This is a genomic window from Sinomonas terricola (assembly GCF_034931225.1).
Classification (GTDB): Bacteria; Actinomycetota; Actinomycetes; order Actinomycetales; family Micrococcaceae; genus Sinomonas; species Sinomonas terricola.
This window is the reverse complement of the sequence record NZ_JAYGGQ010000006.1, coordinates 1-16142: the sequence shown is the minus strand read 5'-3', so window position 1 is coordinate 16142 and position 16142 is coordinate 1. Positions and strand designations below refer to the sequence as shown.

General features: G+C 70.8%; 16 protein-coding genes. 7 read left to right on the top strand and 9 right to left on the bottom strand.

All coding sequences use genetic code 11. The features are described from left to right. Positions 1 to 48 precede the first annotated feature (48 nt). The 3 genes from SPF06_RS09420 (at position 49) to mctP (ending at position 3619) form a co-directional block, all read left to right on the top strand. On the top strand, positions 49 to 1449 hold the full coding sequence (locus tag SPF06_RS09420; RefSeq protein ID WP_323278793.1) for a serine hydrolase domain-containing protein: 1401 nt from the start codon (positions 49 to 51) through the stop codon (positions 1447 to 1449). 146 nt (positions 1450 to 1595) lie between these two features. Further along, positions 1596 to 1949 (top strand): DUF3311 domain-containing protein, encoded by a 354-nt coding sequence (locus SPF06_RS09415; RefSeq protein WP_323278792.1) that lies wholly within the window; start codon positions 1596 to 1598, stop codon positions 1947 to 1949. Continuing rightward, positions 1946 to 3619, top strand: coding sequence for a monocarboxylate uptake permease MctP (gene mctP, locus SPF06_RS09410; RefSeq protein ID WP_323278791.1), 1674 nt, complete (start codon positions 1946 to 1948; stop codon positions 3617 to 3619). The genes SPF06_RS09415 and mctP overlap by 4 nt, the downstream gene beginning before the upstream one ends. A 9-nt stretch (positions 3620 to 3628) precedes the next feature. On the opposite strand, the gene SPF06_RS09405 is transcribed toward mctP, so the two are convergent. From SPF06_RS09405 to SPF06_RS09390, 4 genes are all read right to left on the bottom strand, one after another. Continuing rightward, complete coding sequence (locus SPF06_RS09405) at positions 3629 to 4804, bottom strand: DUF6707 family protein (RefSeq protein WP_323278790.1); 1176 nt, start codon at positions 4802 to 4804, stop codon at positions 3629 to 3631. A gap of 82 nt (positions 4805 to 4886) precedes the next feature. Then, positions 4887 to 5531 (bottom strand): dihydrofolate reductase family protein, encoded by a 645-nt coding sequence (locus SPF06_RS09400; protein ID WP_323278789.1) that lies wholly within the window; start codon positions 5529 to 5531, stop codon positions 4887 to 4889. A gap of 20 nt (positions 5532 to 5551) precedes the next feature. Next, entirely contained in the window at positions 5552 to 6094 is a 543-nt protein-coding gene (locus tag SPF06_RS09395) for an NUDIX hydrolase family protein (protein WP_323278788.1), read from the bottom strand. 2 nt (positions 6095 to 6096) lie between these two features. Beyond that, positions 6097 to 6819: a VOC family protein gene (locus SPF06_RS09390; protein ID WP_323278787.1), complete on the bottom strand. Its 723-nt coding sequence runs from the start codon at positions 6817 to 6819 to the stop codon at positions 6097 to 6099. A 91-nt stretch (positions 6820 to 6910) separates the two neighbouring features. Here SPF06_RS09390 and SPF06_RS09385 point away from each other — a divergent pair, with 91 nt between their 5' ends. Continuing rightward, positions 6911 to 7501, top strand: a complete 591-nt coding sequence (locus SPF06_RS09385) for a YdeI/OmpD-associated family protein (RefSeq protein WP_323278786.1) — start codon at positions 6911 to 6913, stop codon at positions 7499 to 7501. A gap of 19 nt (positions 7502 to 7520) precedes the next feature. Beyond that, complete coding sequence (locus SPF06_RS09380) at positions 7521 to 7808, top strand: acylphosphatase (protein WP_323278785.1); 288 nt, start codon at positions 7521 to 7523, stop codon at positions 7806 to 7808. Positions 7809 to 7812: 4 nt separating this feature from the next. Here SPF06_RS09380 and SPF06_RS09375 read toward each other — a convergent pair whose 3' ends face one another. From SPF06_RS09375 to SPF06_RS09355, 5 genes are all read right to left on the bottom strand, one after another. Further along, entirely contained in the window at positions 7813 to 8604 is a 792-nt protein-coding gene (locus tag SPF06_RS09375) for an MBL fold metallo-hydrolase (RefSeq protein ID WP_323278784.1), read from the bottom strand. A 10-nt stretch (positions 8605 to 8614) separates the two neighbouring features. Then, positions 8615 to 9835, bottom strand: coding sequence for an ABC transporter ATP-binding protein (locus tag SPF06_RS09370; protein WP_323278783.1), 1221 nt, complete (start codon positions 9833 to 9835; stop codon positions 8615 to 8617). Further along, entirely contained in the window at positions 9832 to 11379 is a 1548-nt protein-coding gene (locus SPF06_RS09365; protein ID WP_323278782.1) for an ABC transporter permease, read from the bottom strand. The genes SPF06_RS09370 and SPF06_RS09365 overlap by 4 nt, the downstream gene beginning before the upstream one ends. Before the next feature lie 108 nt (positions 11380 to 11487). After that, a complete protein-coding gene (locus SPF06_RS09360; RefSeq protein ID WP_323278781.1) occupies positions 11488 to 12552 on the bottom strand; it encodes an iron ABC transporter substrate-binding protein in 1065 nt (354 codons plus the stop codon). A gap of 205 nt (positions 12553 to 12757) precedes the next feature. Further along, positions 12758 to 13897 (bottom strand): glycoside hydrolase family 76 protein, encoded by a 1140-nt coding sequence (locus tag SPF06_RS09355; protein WP_323278780.1) that lies wholly within the window; start codon positions 13895 to 13897, stop codon positions 12758 to 12760. A gap of 110 nt (positions 13898 to 14007) precedes the next feature. Here SPF06_RS09355 and SPF06_RS09350 point away from each other — a divergent pair, with 110 nt between their 5' ends. Continuing rightward, complete coding sequence (locus tag SPF06_RS09350; protein ID WP_323278779.1) at positions 14008 to 14811, top strand: SDR family NAD(P)-dependent oxidoreductase; 804 nt, start codon at positions 14008 to 14010, stop codon at positions 14809 to 14811. After that, positions 14808 to 16025 (top strand): acyl-CoA dehydrogenase family protein, encoded by a 1218-nt coding sequence (locus SPF06_RS09345; protein WP_323278778.1) that lies wholly within the window; start codon positions 14808 to 14810, stop codon positions 16023 to 16025. The genes SPF06_RS09350 and SPF06_RS09345 overlap by 4 nt, the downstream gene beginning before the upstream one ends. Positions 16026 to 16142 lie beyond the last annotated feature (117 nt).

Below are 16142 nucleotides of genomic sequence, written 5' to 3'. Positions count from 1 at the left end.
CAGACACAGCGTCGCCATCTAGGCTCGTGGGGACAGCAGGAGGGCAGGATGGGGTTTGGGGGCGGTGCGCAGCGGCGCCGGAGGCGGCTTCCGCTTGAGCGGCTCCTCGGGCGCTCGGTGCGCGTACGACGGCGGCGCCTCACCCTCCTTGCCGTGGGCGCAGCGCTCGTGGTGACTCTCGGGACGATCGGCTTCACGTCGCTCGGGGCCGGGGCTGTCCGCGCGTCCTCGGTAGGGCGCGGCCCGACGCCGCCGCCCTCGGCGGTGACCCCGGTCCCTGCGAAGCCGTCGCCGACCGCTGTTCCCGCTCCGACAGCCAGTCCCACGCCGACGGTCACGCCGACGGCGGCAGCGCCAGCGGCTGCGCCAGCGCCGTCGTGGCAGGAACTGCCCCCGCAGGCCAAGGCCATCGTGTCGCAATTCCTGGCTGACCAGGGGGCGGCGGGCCTCGCGGTGGCCGTCTCGACGGGCGGCGCAGGGGGCGGCGCGGGAACCGACTACCTCGCGACGCTCGGCGACGCGGCGCAGGGCGTCCCGTGGTCGGCGGATACCCGCTCGGCCTATCGGAGCATCACGAAGAGCTTCGTGGGGACCGTGGTCCTCGAACTCGCGAACGAGGGGAAGCTCGCCCTCGATGACCCGATCTCCCGCTACGTCCCCGACCTCGAGTCAGTCCGGGGAGGCGGCGCGATCACGGTCAGGATGGCCCTCGAGATGCGCACGGGCGTGCCCGAGTTCTCCGGGACGCAGGGCTTCTCGGACCAGCTCAACACGAGCTACACAGGCGCGTTCACGGACGATGAGCTCCTCGGCTACGCCCTCGCGCAGCCCCTCGACTTCTCCCCAGGCAGCCAGTACGAGTACAGCAACACGAACTTCGTGCTCCTCGGCAAGGTCGTCGAGGCCGTCACCGGGAGCCCGTGGGACCGCGAGGTCCAGTCGCGGATCCTTGCGCCGCTCGGCCTGCAGTCGGTCGCCTACGCGGGATCGAACGATCCCGGCGCGAGCGACCCGTCCCAGCTCGTCGCGACGCCGTATGAGCTCGACAGCAGCGTGGGCCTCGAGAGCCTCGCGCAGGTGAGCCCGTCCCTGTATGGGGCCTCGGGCGGCTTCTTCGGGAACATCGGCGACCTGCTGCGCTGGGGCCGAGCCCTCGGCTCGGGCGAACTCCTCCCCGCCGCGCTTCAGCAAGCCCGCCTCACGGCCATCTCGAATCCGCAGGCAGACGACCCGGGGAGCCCCGACTACGACGCCTACGGGCTCGCGGCCGGCGAGATCGACGGCTGGTGGGGCCACACGGGCACGGGCCTCGGCTATGAGTCGCTCACGATGTACAGCCCGAAGACGGGCATGACGGTCGCGATCCTCATCAACACCCAGCTGCCGAATCCCAATGGGCCCGCCGTTCTCTTCAAGCAGCTCGAGGGCGCGCTCGAGGCCCTCGCGTAGCACTTTGCGGGCCAAGCCTTCCGGACCGAGTCAAACTGCGGTACAAAAGCCACGGGGCATATAGGTGCCTCCGCACGGCCGCCTTTGTCTGGCGCCTAACTCGGGTGCCGGAAATCGGCGGCCTGACGGGCTGACAAGGAGGTCTCATGTCCGACACACCAACCCGTGACACCCCGACCCGCGGGCCTGCCCGGCCGCTCCCGTACGTCCTGGCCGGAATCCTGCTTGCGGCCGCGATCGTGCTCCCGCTCGTCCCGCAGATCTATTCGTTCGATGCCCCACGGTTCGGCGGGATGCCGTTCTTCTACTGGTACCAGCTGCTCTGGGTGCCGATCTCCGCGATCCTGAGCACCGTCGCGTATTGGCTCACGGTGTCGGAGGACAGACGACGGCGGAAAGCAGCGCGAGACGCGGCGCGGGAGATAACTGGCGGTCCGCGCACGGGCCGGCACAGCGCGGGCGGGACTGGCGACGAGGCGAATGGGGGTGAGCCGGCATGACCCGGGAGATCAACTGGATCGCGCTCGTCATCGTGATCGTGCTGTTCGCGGTCGTCGCGGTCATGGGCTTCATGGCTTCTCGCTGGCGGCGTTCGAAGGACGCCGTGGGGCTCCACAGCCTCGACGAATGGGGCCTCGGCGGCCGCGGCTTCGGAACGTGGATCACGTGGTTCCTGCTCGGCGGCGACCTCTACACGGCCTACACGTTCGTCGCGGTCCCCGCGGCGATGTACGCCACGGGCGCCGTGAGCGGCTTCTTCGCCGTGCCGTACACGATCGTCCTATACCCGATCATCTTCATCATCATGAGCCGCCTGTGGTCGGTGTCCCACCGCCACGGCTACGTGACGGCCGCCGATTTCGTGGGCGGGCGCTACGGCAGCCGGTGGCTCTCGCTCGCCGTCGCGCTCACCGGGATCGTCGCGACGATGCCGTACATCGCGCTCCAGCTCGTGGGCATCAAGGCCGTCCTCACGGTGCTCGGGCTCGGCAGCTCGAGCAATCCGCTCCTGACCGACCTCCCGCTCATCCTCGCGTTCGTCGTCCTCGCCGCGTACACGTACACGTCGGGCCTCCGCGCGCCCGCGATGATCGCGTTCGTGAAGGACATCCTGATCTATCTCGCGATCATCGTCGCGGTCATCTACCTGCCCATCAAGTTCGGCGGCTGGGACACGATCTTCAACGCGGCCCAGGCCAAGCTCACGACTCCGAGCCCGGCCACAGGCAAGGCCCCCGGAGTGTTCATCCTGAGCCCCACCAACTACTCGGCCTACTGGACGCTCGCCCTCGGCTCGGCCATGGCCCTGTTCATGTACCCGCACTCCATCACGGGCGTGCTCGCGTCGAAGGGGCGCAACACGATCCGGCGCAACGCCGCGATCCTGCCCCTGTACTCGCTCATGCTGGGCTTCCTCGCGCTGCTCGGCTTCGCCGCGATCAAGGCCGGCACGAAGCCGATCGACCTCGACGGCTCCACCAACCCGCAGCTCGTGGTCCCGCAGCTGTTCCTCGACGCGTTCCCCTCGTGGTTCGCGGGGATCGCGCTCGCGGCCATCGCGATCGGCGCGCTCGTGCCCGCCGCCATCATGTCCATCGCCGCGGCGAACATGTTCACGCGCAACATCTACCGCGACTTCTTCCGCCCGGACGCCGATCCGAAGACCGAGGCGAACATCTCGAAGATCGTCTCCCTCCTCGTCAAGGTCGGCGCGCTCATCTTCGTCATCGCGATGGACCAGACGACGGCGATCAACCTCCAGCTCCTCGGCGGCATCTGGATCCTCCAGACGTTCCCCGCAGTCGTCGCCGGCCTGTACACGCGTTGGTTCGACCGCTGGGCGCTGCTCATCGGCTGGGCCGCGGGCATCATCTTCGGAACGGTCTCCGCGTACAACGTCGTCAACCCGACCACGAAGGCCCACTTCGCCGGGCCGCTCTCGCCGATCCCGGGGACGGACTTCACGGTGTACATCGCGGTCACGGCGTTCGCCATCAATCTGGTGGTCGCCGTCGTCCTGACGCTTGTGTTCCGCGCGCTCAAGGTGCCGCAGGGCGAGGACAAGACGCGCGTCTCCGACTACGGCGCCGACGAGACCGACCCCAAGGTCGCGCAGCTCGAAAAGGCTCAGGGGCTCGCGGGGCCCGGGGGTGCGACCCCAGTGGCCTGACGTGCCCGATCAGTGCTTGACGGCGTCGAGCTCGATCCGAATGCGGCGGTCGAGCTCGGCGTCGTCGAACGCCTCGGAGCCGCCATGTGCGCGGAGGTGGAGGAGGGCCGCGAGGCGCAGGACGCGCCAGCTGCGCTCCTCCTTGTCGTCGCCGGCCTCTGCGGCCCGCGTGACTTCCTTGTCGTAGAGGTTGGGCTCGTTGAGCGTGCGCTGCCGCACGCGTGCGGCCATCTGGGCGCGGAAGGGGTCGGTCTCCGCCGTCTCGGGCGCCCTGAGAAGCTCCGAATACGCGGCCGCTCGCTCCCCGTCCCCGCGCTCGCGGGCCAGATGCGCCGCGAGCGAGAGCCCAGACTCGACCGAGGACCAGCGCCCCGGGTTCCCGTCGAACGGGACGACCGCGAGGAGGTCGGCGACCTTGAGCGCGTTCTCGGCGTCGTTCTGCCCGACGAACAGCTCGTAGGCCAGGTCGCGCAGGTCCTGGAGGCAGGCCCCCGACTTGACGTTGATGCCCTTTGCGAGCCGCTCCGAGAGCTGATGGACGGTGTTCCGGCCCGGGTGGACGGCATCGATGTGCCGGATGAGGTCTTCGGGATTCCCCTCGGGCCGCGGGATGAGGCGGAGCGCGGCCGCGGGCGCTGTCAGGTCGGCGCGCGCCTTCCCCGGAACGACGACGACGTCCCCCGTGTCGAGCGTGATCGTCGTCGCTTTGCGCTCGGGGACCTCTGGAACTCTTGGGGCTTGCGGTACGAGCTCGTCCCACGACGGCTCCGCGCCTTCGCTGGGAGTGACGTCGTCGGCGTCGTACATGTCGTGTTCGGGCGCGCCGTGCTCGGCGAAGGCGAAATCGGGGGCGTCCTGCGCGCCGGCCTCGCCTGGGGCGACGTCGTTCGCCGTGGGGCCCGCGAAGAGGAGGTCGGCGGGGCGGCTTGGCCTCGGGGCCGCGATGCTCACGCTCGTGCCGTGCGCAACGCGGAGGTTCGTGCTGTTGTCGAGCGCGACGAAGTAGAGCGCGGGGCGGCCGTAGTCATCGAGGACCTCATCGACCTCGAGGATCTGCGCCATGGTCTCGCCGCCGGGCAGCAGCAGCCGGTGCCCGGGGCTCAGCTCGGCTGCCTCGATCTCGCGCACGTGGTCGGGCGCGTGGGCGGTGTGCCCCAAGGGCTGGAGTTCTGGGCTGTACTGCATCGCGGAACCCTTCACGTAGCTGTCGGTCCGCGGCCCAGTCTATAAAGGGACGGTAACGGCCGGGCCGAGGCGCGCCACGGAGTCATCGCCTGAAAGTCACGTGCGTGATGCCGCTCTCGGCGACCTCCGTGGTCACCGAGTAGCCTGACTCGAGGCCACGCAGGTCGTCCCAGAGCCGTATGCCGCCCCCGAGCAGGATCGGCGCGATGGCCACGTGGAGCTGGTCCACGAGGCCGGCCTTGAGGAAATCGCGCGCGACGGTGGCCCCGCCGCCGATGCGGACGTCCTTGCCGTCAGCGGCTTCGAGAGCGCGATCGAGCGCCTCCTCCGGGGTCGCGGACAGGAAGTGGAACGTCGTGCCGCCAGCCATCTCGATGGGCGGCCGCGGCGCGGTGTGTGTGAGCACGAACACCGGGGTCCGGAAGGGCGGCTCGTCACCCCACCAGCCTCGCCAGTCCGGATCGTCCGGAAAGCTGTGCAGGCCGAACATCCCCGCACCCATGATCTCCGCGCCGACCTCCGCGAAGTACGCCTTCGCATAGCTGTCGTCTACCCCGGTCGTGCCTTCGCCCGAGGCATCGTGCAGGACCCGTTCGCGGAAGGTGCGTGTGGCGATGTAGGCGGCGACCAGGCGAGACCAGTCTTCCCCCATCGGGTTCTCGGGCGTCTGATCCGCGGTCGTCGCGAATCCGTCGAGCGAGATGTTGAGGTCAACTCGTACGGCCATGGTGGCTCCGTTCTCTCTGGTTACGACGCGGCAACGCCCGCGAACGCGAGCGCCTGCCGCACGAGCTCCCCGCGGCCGCCCGCGAACTCGGCCTGGACACTCTCGCTGAGAACGTCGGCTGGGGACATCCACGAGAGCTCGAGGGCGTCCTGACGCGGCTGGCATTCGCCCGTGACCGGGATGACGTAGGCGAGGGCGACGGCGTGCTGCCGCTCGTCCGTGAACCCGGTCTGCGAGGGCGACGGGAAGTACTCGACCACCGTGAACGGCACGGGGCTGACCGGCAGCTGCGGCAGGGCGAGGGGCCCGAGATCCTTCTCGAGGTGGCGCAGGAGCGCGGCGCGGATCGTCTCCTTGTACAGGACGCGGCCCGAGACGAGGCTGCGCACCATGTTGCCCTCGTCGTCGGCCTGGAGGAGCAGCCCGACCTCGTTGACGTACCCGAGGGGGTCGAGGCGCACCGGGACGGCCTCGACGTAGAGCATCGGCAGGCGATTCCGGGCTTCGTAGAGGTCCTCGGGGGAGAGCCAGCCGGGATACGGGTCGGGTGTGCGCACTGCCATGATTACTGTTCTACCGCATGGGGCTCTTGCGTAGCGACCACTGCGATGCTGCTGCCGTCGGGCGCCGTGACGGTGAGGCCGCGCGACGTCGCGCTCACTCGGGCCCCGGTCGCGGCGAGCCGATCGGCGAGGGGTGCGAGGTCGCCGTCGTACTCGAAGGCCAGCCCGCCGCTCGCCGCAGCCTCGGCCCGGATCGCGACGAGCACCCCGCCGTTCTTCGCGAGGAACTCGGCGTGGCCGCTGGCAGCTCCTCCGCGCGGCCGGGCGCCGATGGCCGCAAGGGTCGCCGCCGCGCCCGCGACATCAGGGGTGAGCCACGCCATGCGGACGGCGACGCGCGGATCGGCGTCGGCGCACGTCGCGCCGTGGGGCGTTGCGTCGGCGCGGAACGAGAAGCCGTCAGGCCCCTCGACGCGCACGAACGGCCCGTCCGCGCCCTCCACGCCAAAGGGCGGCCCATCGTCGTCCACGAAGGCAGCGGCGCCGCCGTCTTCCACGGTCCGGCGCGCGAAAGTCTCGGCATCCCGGACCTCGACGGCGAACGCGACTGAGTGCCGGGGCTCGTGCGCCTCTCTGAGGGCGACGCGGCCGTGCCCGGCGTCGAGCACGAGCCACGGCCCATGGGCGTCCTCGCCCTGGTCGGTCAGGACGAGTCCGAGGGCCTCGAGCAGGCGCCGCATCTCGGGGACGCGGGGAGTCGTGACGATCGGCCTGGCGCGGAGCACAGGGGCCTCCTTGGGCAGCGGTGGTCGGATTCGAGTGTAATCCCGGTGAGCGGTCCGTGAGCGGGTGATGAGCGGGCGGTAGCCTAAGCGCATGGCCCCAGACCTTCCCGAGCTGCTCGTGGCCGACGAGCACGCGTGGCGCGCGTGGCTTGCCGAGAACCATGCGACGAGCCGCGGCGTGTGGCTCGTGCAGCACAAGAAGGGCGGCTCGGTCACGGAGCTCACCTTTGAGCAGGCCCTCGACCACGCGCTGTGCTTCGGATGGGTCGACGGCCAGATCGGGCGGCGCGACGAGGGCAGCTACGTGACGCGCTTCACCCCGCGCGGGCCGAAGAGCAAGTGGTCGCAGCGCAACGTCGAGAACATCGAACGGCTCGAGGCGGCGGGGCTCATGACGGACCCGGGCCGCGCCGTCGTCGACTCCGCCAAGTCAGACGGGCGCTGGGAGGCGGCGTACGCGGGCCAGGCGACTGCCGAGGTCCCGGGCGACCTCGCCGACGCCATCGCGGCTGACCCCGAGGCGCAGGCCATGTTCGACGTGCTCACGTCCGTGAACCGGTACTCCCTGATCTACCGCACGCAGGCGGCCAAGAAGCCCGAGACGCGGGCCCGCAAGATCGCCGAGTTCGTGGAGATGCTCGCCCGCCACGAGACGATCTACCCGCAGAAGAAGAAGCCGTAGCCGCGAGGAAGGCCGACCGATGTCCGAGCACGTTCCCGAGGCGAGACTCCATGCGACCGTGAAGGGCATGGTGCAGGGCGTCGGCTTCCGCTATTGGACGCGCGGCGAGGCCGCCCGCCTCGGGCTCGTCGGGAGCGCGGGCAACCGGCTCGACGGCGCGGTCGAGATCGTCGCGGAGGGCGACCTCGAAGGCGTCGAGCAGCTCCTGCGCTGGCTTCAGTCGGGCGAGACGCCCGGGCGCGTCGATGCCGTCGAGGCGAGCATCGGCCCCGCGACGGGGGAGTTCAAGCGCTTCTCGCTCTGGTGAGCGCTCAGGCCCAGCCGCGCAGATAGTCGAGCTGGGCCGAGACAGAGGCCTCGGCCGCCCCGCGCACGGAGGCGTCGACGTCGGCGTACACGAGGTCCGTCACCGCGCCGACGGGGGCGTCCGGGCCGAGGCGCGCGAGCGCGTCGCGGATCTGGTCGAGCCGCTCCTCGCGGTGCGCGATGTACGCCTTGGCCACCGCCGCGAGATCCGGCAGGACGGGACCGTGCGCCGGGAGCACCGTCACGGGGCCTGCGGCCGCGCGCGCGAGCTCCTCGAAGCGGCGCATCGACGCAAGGTAGTCCCCGAGCCGCCCGTCCGGGTACACGATGACGGTCGTGCCGCGCCCGAGGATCGTGTCCCCCGTGAGGACCGAGCCGCCGTCGCCGTCGTCCGGCAGGTGTAGCGAGATCGAGTCCGCGGTGTGCCCCGGCGTCGCGAGCACCTCGATCCGCACGCCCGCCGCCTCGATGACCTCGCCGTCCGCGACGGCGGGGGCCGCGATGCAGAGAGCGGGATCGAGCGCGCGGACGGGCGCGCCCGTGAGCCGGTGGAACTCGGCGGCGCCTTCGGTGTGGTCGTGATGGTGGTGCGTGAGGAGGACGAGCTCGACGTTCCCCGCAGCGGCGAGCTCCCCGAGGTGGGTCGCCTCGAGCGGGCCGGGGTCGACGACGACGGCAGTGCTTTGCGGGCTCCGCCCACGTGCCGCGATCACGTAGGAGTTCGTCCCGTCGAGGCTCATGGGCCCCGGATTGGGCGCGAGTCGGAACCGGGTGAGCGCGGAGCTGGTGACGAGCATGGCCGCAAGCCTACTCAGCGAGCGTGCTCGGCTTCGAAGACGGCTCGCCCACAGGGAACGCGACGCCCTCGCCCGTGACCTTGAGCGCGAGGTCCATTCCGCGGCGCGCCATCGCGGCGTTCCAGTGGCGGATCGTGATGATCTCGCCGCCGCCGGGGACGCGGGGATCGAAGGGCCCGACCCGCTCGGCGAGCTTGATCCGCACCGACGACTCGGGGCCGAAGTAGTCCCAGTCCAACACGGTCCCGTGGATCGGCGATTCGCTCGCGACCCGGATCTGCTCGGGGCGCAGCATGATCTGCACATGGCCCTGCGTCGTGGGGTGCCGGACGGGGACCGGGCCGAGCGAGCACATCGCGAGGCTCCCTTCGAGCCAGGCGTCGAGGATGACGGCGTCGCCCAGGAATTCCGCCGTTGCGCGGTCCGCGGGGCGCGTGTAGACGACGAACGGGTTGCCGATCTGCGCGAGCTTGCCGCCGCGCATGACGGCGACCTGGTCGGCGAAGCTGAGCGCCTCGGCCTGATCGTGGGTCACGAGGATCGTGGTCACGCCGGCCTTCGCGAGCACCGACGCGACGGCGCGGCGGGTCGCGACCCGGAGCCCCGCGTCGAGCGCGGAGAACGGCTCATCGAGGAGCATGACCTCGGGCTCCCGGGCCATGGCCCGGGCGAGTGCGATGCGCTGCTGCTGCCCGCCCGAGAGCTCGTGCGGGCGCCGCTTCGTGTACGAGCCGTCGAGGGAGACCATCTCGAGCAGCTCTTCGACGCGGGCCGCGGCGGCCCGGCGGCTCCGATACCGTCCGCCGAAGGCCGCCCGGTCCAGCCCGAACGCGACGTTCTGCCCGACCGAGAGGTGCGGGAACAGGCCGCCGTCCTGCGCGACGTAGCCGATGCTCCGACGATGCGCGGGAACCCAGGCCTCACCCGCGACGGTCTGCCCGTCGAGCACGATCCGCCCCGTGTCGGGAGCCTCGAACCCCGCGATGACCCGCAGGAGCGTCGTCTTGCCGGACCCCGACGGGCCGACGATCGCCGTCGTCCCTCCCCGCGCGACATGGAGGTTGATGCCCTTGAGCACCTGGTTCGGTTCACGCCGGCCCGTGCCGCGGCCGAACGTCTTCGTGACGTCCTCGATCTCGAGGTGATGATCCGCGGTGTCGGCGATGGACCGTGCGACGCGCGGCTCGGGGAGCCGCGACGCGGACGTGGGGGTGGGGCTCTGTTCGGTCACTGGCCGGCTGCCTTCTTGGACTGCTGGAACAAAAGATAGGTCATGGGTGCGGAGAGCAGGATCATGAGGAGCGCGTACGGGGCGGCACCCGCGTAGTCGATGCCGCTCGAGAGGCTCCAGAACTTGGTCGCGAGCGTCATGGTCCCGGTCGGCGAGAGCAGGAGCGTGGCCGTGAGCTCGTTGACGACGGCGAGGAACACGAGCGCCGCACCGCCCGCCGCCGCGGGGGCCGCGAGGCGCAGGGTCACACGGAGGAACGCCGCGAGGGGCGGGCGGCCGAGGGCCTGCGCTGCCTCCTCGAGCTCGTGGGGGGCCTGCGCGAGGCCCGCACGGAGGCTCACGAGCGCGCGGGGGAGGAAGAGGAGGACGTAGGCGAGGACGAGGAGCGGCGTGGTCTGGTACAGGACCGGGACCGAGCGGAGCGCGACCGTGACGAACGCGAGGGCGAGGACGATTCCGGGCATCGAGCTCGTGACGTAGTTCGCAAGCTCGAGCGACTTGCTGAGCCATCCGGGGAAGCGCACCGCGAGCCACGCGAGGGGGAACGCCGCGGCCGTCGTCGCGAGGGCCCCGAGCAGGCCGAGCCAGAGGCTCTGGCCGAGGGCCGTCGCGAGGGTCGAGAGGGAGTCTTCGGCCCAGATCTCGGCACCGCCGGCCACGAACCAGCGGGAGATGATCCAGACCGGGACGCCGAGCGCGAGGGCGGCGACGCCGAGGAGCCCGAGGTGGGCCGGGACCTCCCACGCGCCGAGGCGGAACCTGCTCGGCGCGGCCTGGGCACCCGAGCCGAGCTTCGCATACCGGTGGTTGCCGCGCGCCCGCGACTCGATGACGAGCATGATGAGGCACAGAAGCACGAGGACGCTCGCGAGCATGTTGCCCGCGGAGCCGTTGAACGTCGAGCGGTACTGCTCCATGATCGCCGTCGTGAACGTGTCGAAGCGGATCATCGCGAACGCGCCGTATTCGGCCAGGAGGTGCAGGCCCACGAGGAGCGCTCCGCCCGCGATCGCGATGCGCAGCTGGGGGAGCACAACCCGGAAGAAGACGCGCACGGGGCCGAGGCCGAGCGATGCAGCCGACTGCTCGATCGCGGGGTCGAGGCGCGAGAGGGTCGCCGCTGCCGGGATGTAGACGAGCGGGTAGTACGAGAGCGTCGCGATGAGGACGCCGGAGCCGAGCCCCTCCATCGACGGGATCGCCGAGACCCACGCGTACGAGTTGACGAAGGCGGGGATCGCGAGCGGTGCCGCGAGGAGGACGGCCCACACGCGGTGGGCTCTGAGAGTGGTGCGTTCCACGAGCCACGCCCCGCCGACGCCGAGCACGAGGCACAGCGGCACCGTGAGGAGCACGAGCCACACCGTGTTCCCGAGCAGCTCAAGCACCCGCGGGCGCACGACGAGGGCGAGGGCGGTGTTCCACCCGGTCGCGATCGTCATGGCGACGACGAAGCCGAGCGGAACGAGCGAGAGCGCGCCGACGAGCAGGCTCAGCACGATGACCGGCCACTGCGCGAGCCATCCGAGCCGCCCGCGGGCCATTCCCCGCGGGTTCCAGACAGCCCTCAGCGGGCGGAAGCGAGTGCTTCCGCCCGCCGGGGCTGTTCCGCGCGCTGACGTGGCGTTGGCCTGGAACGACTTCAGCAAGGCCTAGAGCAACCCCGCCTGGGTCATGAGGTCGGTGACCTTCTGCGAGTTGAGCTTCGCCGGGTCCACGGCCGGAGCCTGGAGATCCGCGAGCGGGGTGAGCTTCGGGTTCGCGGCGACGTCAGAGCCGACCGGGTATTCGAACGAGGAGCCGGTCTGGAGGACCTTCTGGCCCTCAGGGCCCGTGACGAACGCGAGGAACTTCTGGGCCGCCGTCTGGTGCTTGCTCGAGGCGAGCACACCGCCGCCCGAGACTGAGACGAACGCGCCCGGATCCTGGTTCTTGAAGTAGTACAGGCCAACCTTGTTCGAGTTCTCGCCCGTCTTCGCCTGGTCCCCGAACCAGTAGTAGTGGTAGATCACGGCAGCGTCGATCTCGCCGGCGTTGACGGCCTTCATCGCGGTGCTGTTGCCCTTGTAGGCCTTCGAGTTGTCCTTCATGGCCTTGAGCCAGTCAAGCGTGGCACTCTCGCCCTTGAGCTCGAGCATGGCCGAGACGATCGCCTGGAAGTCGGCGCCCGACGGCGATGCGGCCCAGCGGCCCTTCCACTCGGGCTTCGCGAGGTCGAGGATCGACTTCGGGAGGTCGCTCTCCTTGAGCTTGTCCTTGTTGTATGCGAAGACCGTCGACCGGGCCGCGATGCCCACCCACTTGTTCGACGACGGGCGGTACGCATTCGGGACGTTCTTCGTGGCGTCGGCGCCGGGGTCGCCGAACAGGCCCGCGTTCTCGACGGCGGTCATCGCGGGCGAGTTCTCGGTGAGGAAGACGTCCGCGGGGGAGTTCTTGCCCTCTTGGATGATCTGCTGGGCCATCTCGGGGTCCTCGCCGTTGCGGAGGTTGACCTTGATGCCGGTCGCCTTCGTGAACGCGTCCACCCACGCCTGCGTGAGTTCTTCGTGCTGGGCGTTGTAGACCGTGATCGTGTCGTTTGCGCCGCCGCTCGCGCCGGAGGCGCCGGAGGACGTCGACGAGCCTGACGGGGTGCTGCTGCCGCATGCGGAGAGGCCGAGGGCGGCGACCGCGGCGAGCGCGACACCGGCGAGGGCCCGGGAGCGGATCTTCATGGGAAGGTCCTTTCGTGGCATTCGGGGGCCAAACATGGTTGGCCCGAGGGTGCGATGAGGCTTTCGACGTCGAGGGAGGCCAGTGCGTGCGGTGACGCTGGCGCGTGGCCTCCGAGAACGACTGTAGGTTAGCCACACCTAACCATGCGTCGATTCCGGCTCAATTGTGATGTAAATCACATCAATTACGCCATTTTGATGTTACCTAATTGCTTCGGGGTGGGGTCTGTGACGCGCTCCACGCCGCCTCGAGGGTCATCCAGGCGGAGAGCCGGGCCGAGAGGATGCTGCTCTCGCGCCATGCGGATGCGGTCCACGCGGCGTCTGCCGTCGCGAGGACGAGCCTCCGCGCGACGCCGCGGGCGTCCTCGGGCAGGCGGCGGTCGCGCGCAGCAAGGGCGAGGTACCGCGTGAGGATCCCGCGGAACAGCGCCGGATCCCCGGCGGCTCCGTCGGATCGGAGGATGCCGTCTTGTGCGAGGCCGCGGTCGATGGCATCGATGAGCTGGGCGGCCCGCGCGAGATTGCCCTGCGCTTGGAGTGCGCTGTCCGGGTCGTCGTCGCCGAGTTCGAGGAGGGCGCCGAGGACGGGGCCCTGGTTGTAGGTCCAGACGTCTCGGTTGAGGCTCGCGGTCTCATCGGGCTTTCCTTGGCGGCGGTTGCCGCGGTGCGCATGGATCCCGTCGAGGAAGAGGCCCTGCGCGGGGTCGAACAGGGCCGCGTAGAGCCAGTCGACGAGGGCTTGGGCCCGGCGTCGGTCGCCGTCTTTCGCCCGACGCGCGAAGCAGAGTGCGGCCGGCCCGGTCGCCGCCGTGTTCTTGTAGTCCCGCTTCGCGCTCCACCACATCCCGCCGCCGAGCTCTCGCGTGTCGCCGCCCGAGAGCCGCCGGCACAGCGCGTCCGACGCCCGCCGCGCCGCTCCGAACCCCGCACCGCGGACGTCGCGCGAGAGCGCGTCGACCCGCCCCGCGGCGAGGGCGAGCCACGCCATGTCGTCGAAGAACAGGTTCCCGAAAGCGCCGAAGTTCCGTAGCCGGATGGTGTGGACCAGCCGGCGGGCGAGCGCGAACGACGGCGGCTCGGCGCCCGACGCGTGCGGGAGCGTGGCGCGCTCGCGGATGGCGGCGTCGACGAGGCAGTCGAGCACGTGGGCCTGCCACCAGTAGTGCCACTCGCTCCACGGGAGCTGGGGCCGCGCGCGCGGGAGCTCGACCCCCGCGAGCCACGTGCCGGGGATGCCGAGGAGCCGGTGGCCGAACTGGCCCGTTACGGCCTTTGCCGCAGCGTCGGCGCGGGCCGCCCAGTCGGCGCGGGCTGCCCGGTCGGAGGGCTCATCGGCGGTCATGGTTTCACCGTAGCGGTCGCGGACGCGGTGAGAGTCGGTCGGTGACGGGCGTCACGCGAGCCGCTAGGATGGCCTCAGTTAGTCGTCATTAACTGGTTCTGGAGGGTGCGATGGAGCTCAGAGGCGCGACGGCGCTCGTCACCGGCGGCGCGTCAGGGTTGGGGGCCGCCACGGCGCGGCGGCTGCACGCGGGCGGCGCCGCCGTCGTCGTCGTCGATCTCCCCGGGGGCCTCGGCGCGGAGGCGGGTCCCCGCCTTGTCACGGAGCTCACGGCTCGGCCCGGAGGTGCCCCCGCCGTGTTTGCGCCCGCGGACGTGACGGACGAGGCGCAGGTGAGTGCCGCCGTCGCCCTCGCTTCCCAGCTCGCGCCGCTGCGCGTGGTCGTGAACTGCGCGGGCATTGCGACGCCGGGCAAGGTGCTTGGGCGCGACGGCGTGCTGCCGCTCGAGGAGTTCGAGCGGGTGGTCCGCGTCAACCTCATCGGGACGTTCAACGTGCTCCGGCTCGCCGCGGCCGCGATCGTGCAGACTGAGCCGGTGAGCACGGAGCTCGGCGGCCCGGAGCGCGGGGTGATCGTCAACACGGCGTCCGTCGCGGCGTTCGACGGGCAGATCGGCCAGCCGGCGTACGCGGCGTCGAAGGGCGCCGTGCACGCCATGACCCTGCCGATTGCGCGCGAGCTCGCCCGCTCGCTCGTCCGCGTCGTGACGATCGCGCCCGGCGTGTTCGAGACTCCGATGCTGGCAGGCTTGCCCGCCGAGGCCCAGGAATCACTCGGCAAGCAGGTCCCGCACCCCGCGCGGCTCGGCAGGCCCGCCGAATACGCGAACCTCGTGGCCCACATCGTGGACAACGCGATGCTCAACGGCGAGACGATCCGGCTCGACGGCGCGATCCGGATGGCGCCGCGATGACCGGTGCCGACGCGGAGCTGCCCAGCGCCGACTATTACGACGTCGAAGCCCTCCTCGACGCGCGCGAGCGGGCCAAGCTCGCCGAGCTGCGGGAGTTCCTCGCGGCAGAGGTCGCCCCGAACGCGCAGGGCTGGTGGGACCGCGAAGAATTCCCCTTCGGCCTCCTGCCCAAGCTCGGCGCCCTCCAGCTCTCGGCGCCGCACCGCATGCTGCCCGGCCGGCCCGCCTACTCGCGGCTCTTCCACGGGCTCGTCATCGCGGAGCTCACGCGCGCCGACACGTCCATCGCGACGTTCTTCATGGTCCACCACGGCCTCTTCGTCGAGGGCGTCCATGAGTTCGGCACGCCTCAGCAGCGCGAGCGCTACCTCGCGGACGCCGCGGCCCTGCGCACGACCGGCGCGTTCGCGCTCACCGAGCCCGAGCACGGCTCCGATGTCGCGGGCGGGCTCGCCCTCACGGCGCGCCGCGAGGGTCACGGCGCTGACGCTGTCTGGGTGCTCGACGGCGCGAAGCGCTGGATTGGAAACGGCACCTTCGCGGACCACATCCTCGTGTGGGCGCGGGAGGCAGCGCCGGGCGACGGCGCGACGCCGGGGGCGGTGCGCTGCTTCATCGTCGCCGGTGACTCGCCGGGGCTCACCCGCACGAGGATCGAGCACAAGATCGCGCTGCGCACCGTCCAGAACGCGGTTCTCGCGTTCGACGGCGTGCGGGTCGCCGAAGCGGACCGGCTCCCGGGCATCTCGTCCTTCGACGAAGCCCGCACGATGCTCCTGAGCTCGCGCCTCCTCGTCGCGTGGCAGGCCGTCGGGCTCCAGCTCGCGGCGTTCGACGTCGCGCGGAAGTACGCCGTCGAGCGCGAGCAGTTCGGGCGGCCCATTGCGTCGTTCCAGCTTGTGCAGGGCCAGCTCACGCACATGCTAGGGAACGCGACCGCGTCGATGGCCATGCTCGCGCAGCTCGCCCGGCTCCAGGAGTCGGGCGAGGCGACGATGCCGCGCGTCGCCCTCGCGAAGGCATGGGCGACGGCGCGGGCGCGCGAGACCGTGTCGCTCGGCCGGGGGATTCTCGGCGGCAACGGGATCGTCACCGACTATCGGATGGCCAAGATCTTCGCGGACGCCGAGGCCGTCTACACGTACGAGGGCACGTTCGAGATGAACTCGCTCATCGCGGGCCGGGACGCGACGCGGATCTCGGCGATCCGCTGAGCCCCGAGATTCGGCCACGCGTTGGGCGAGACATGGCCATGCGTTGGGCGAGACATGGCCATGCGTTGGGCGAGACATGGCCATGCGTTGGGCGAGACATGGCCATGCGTTGGGCGA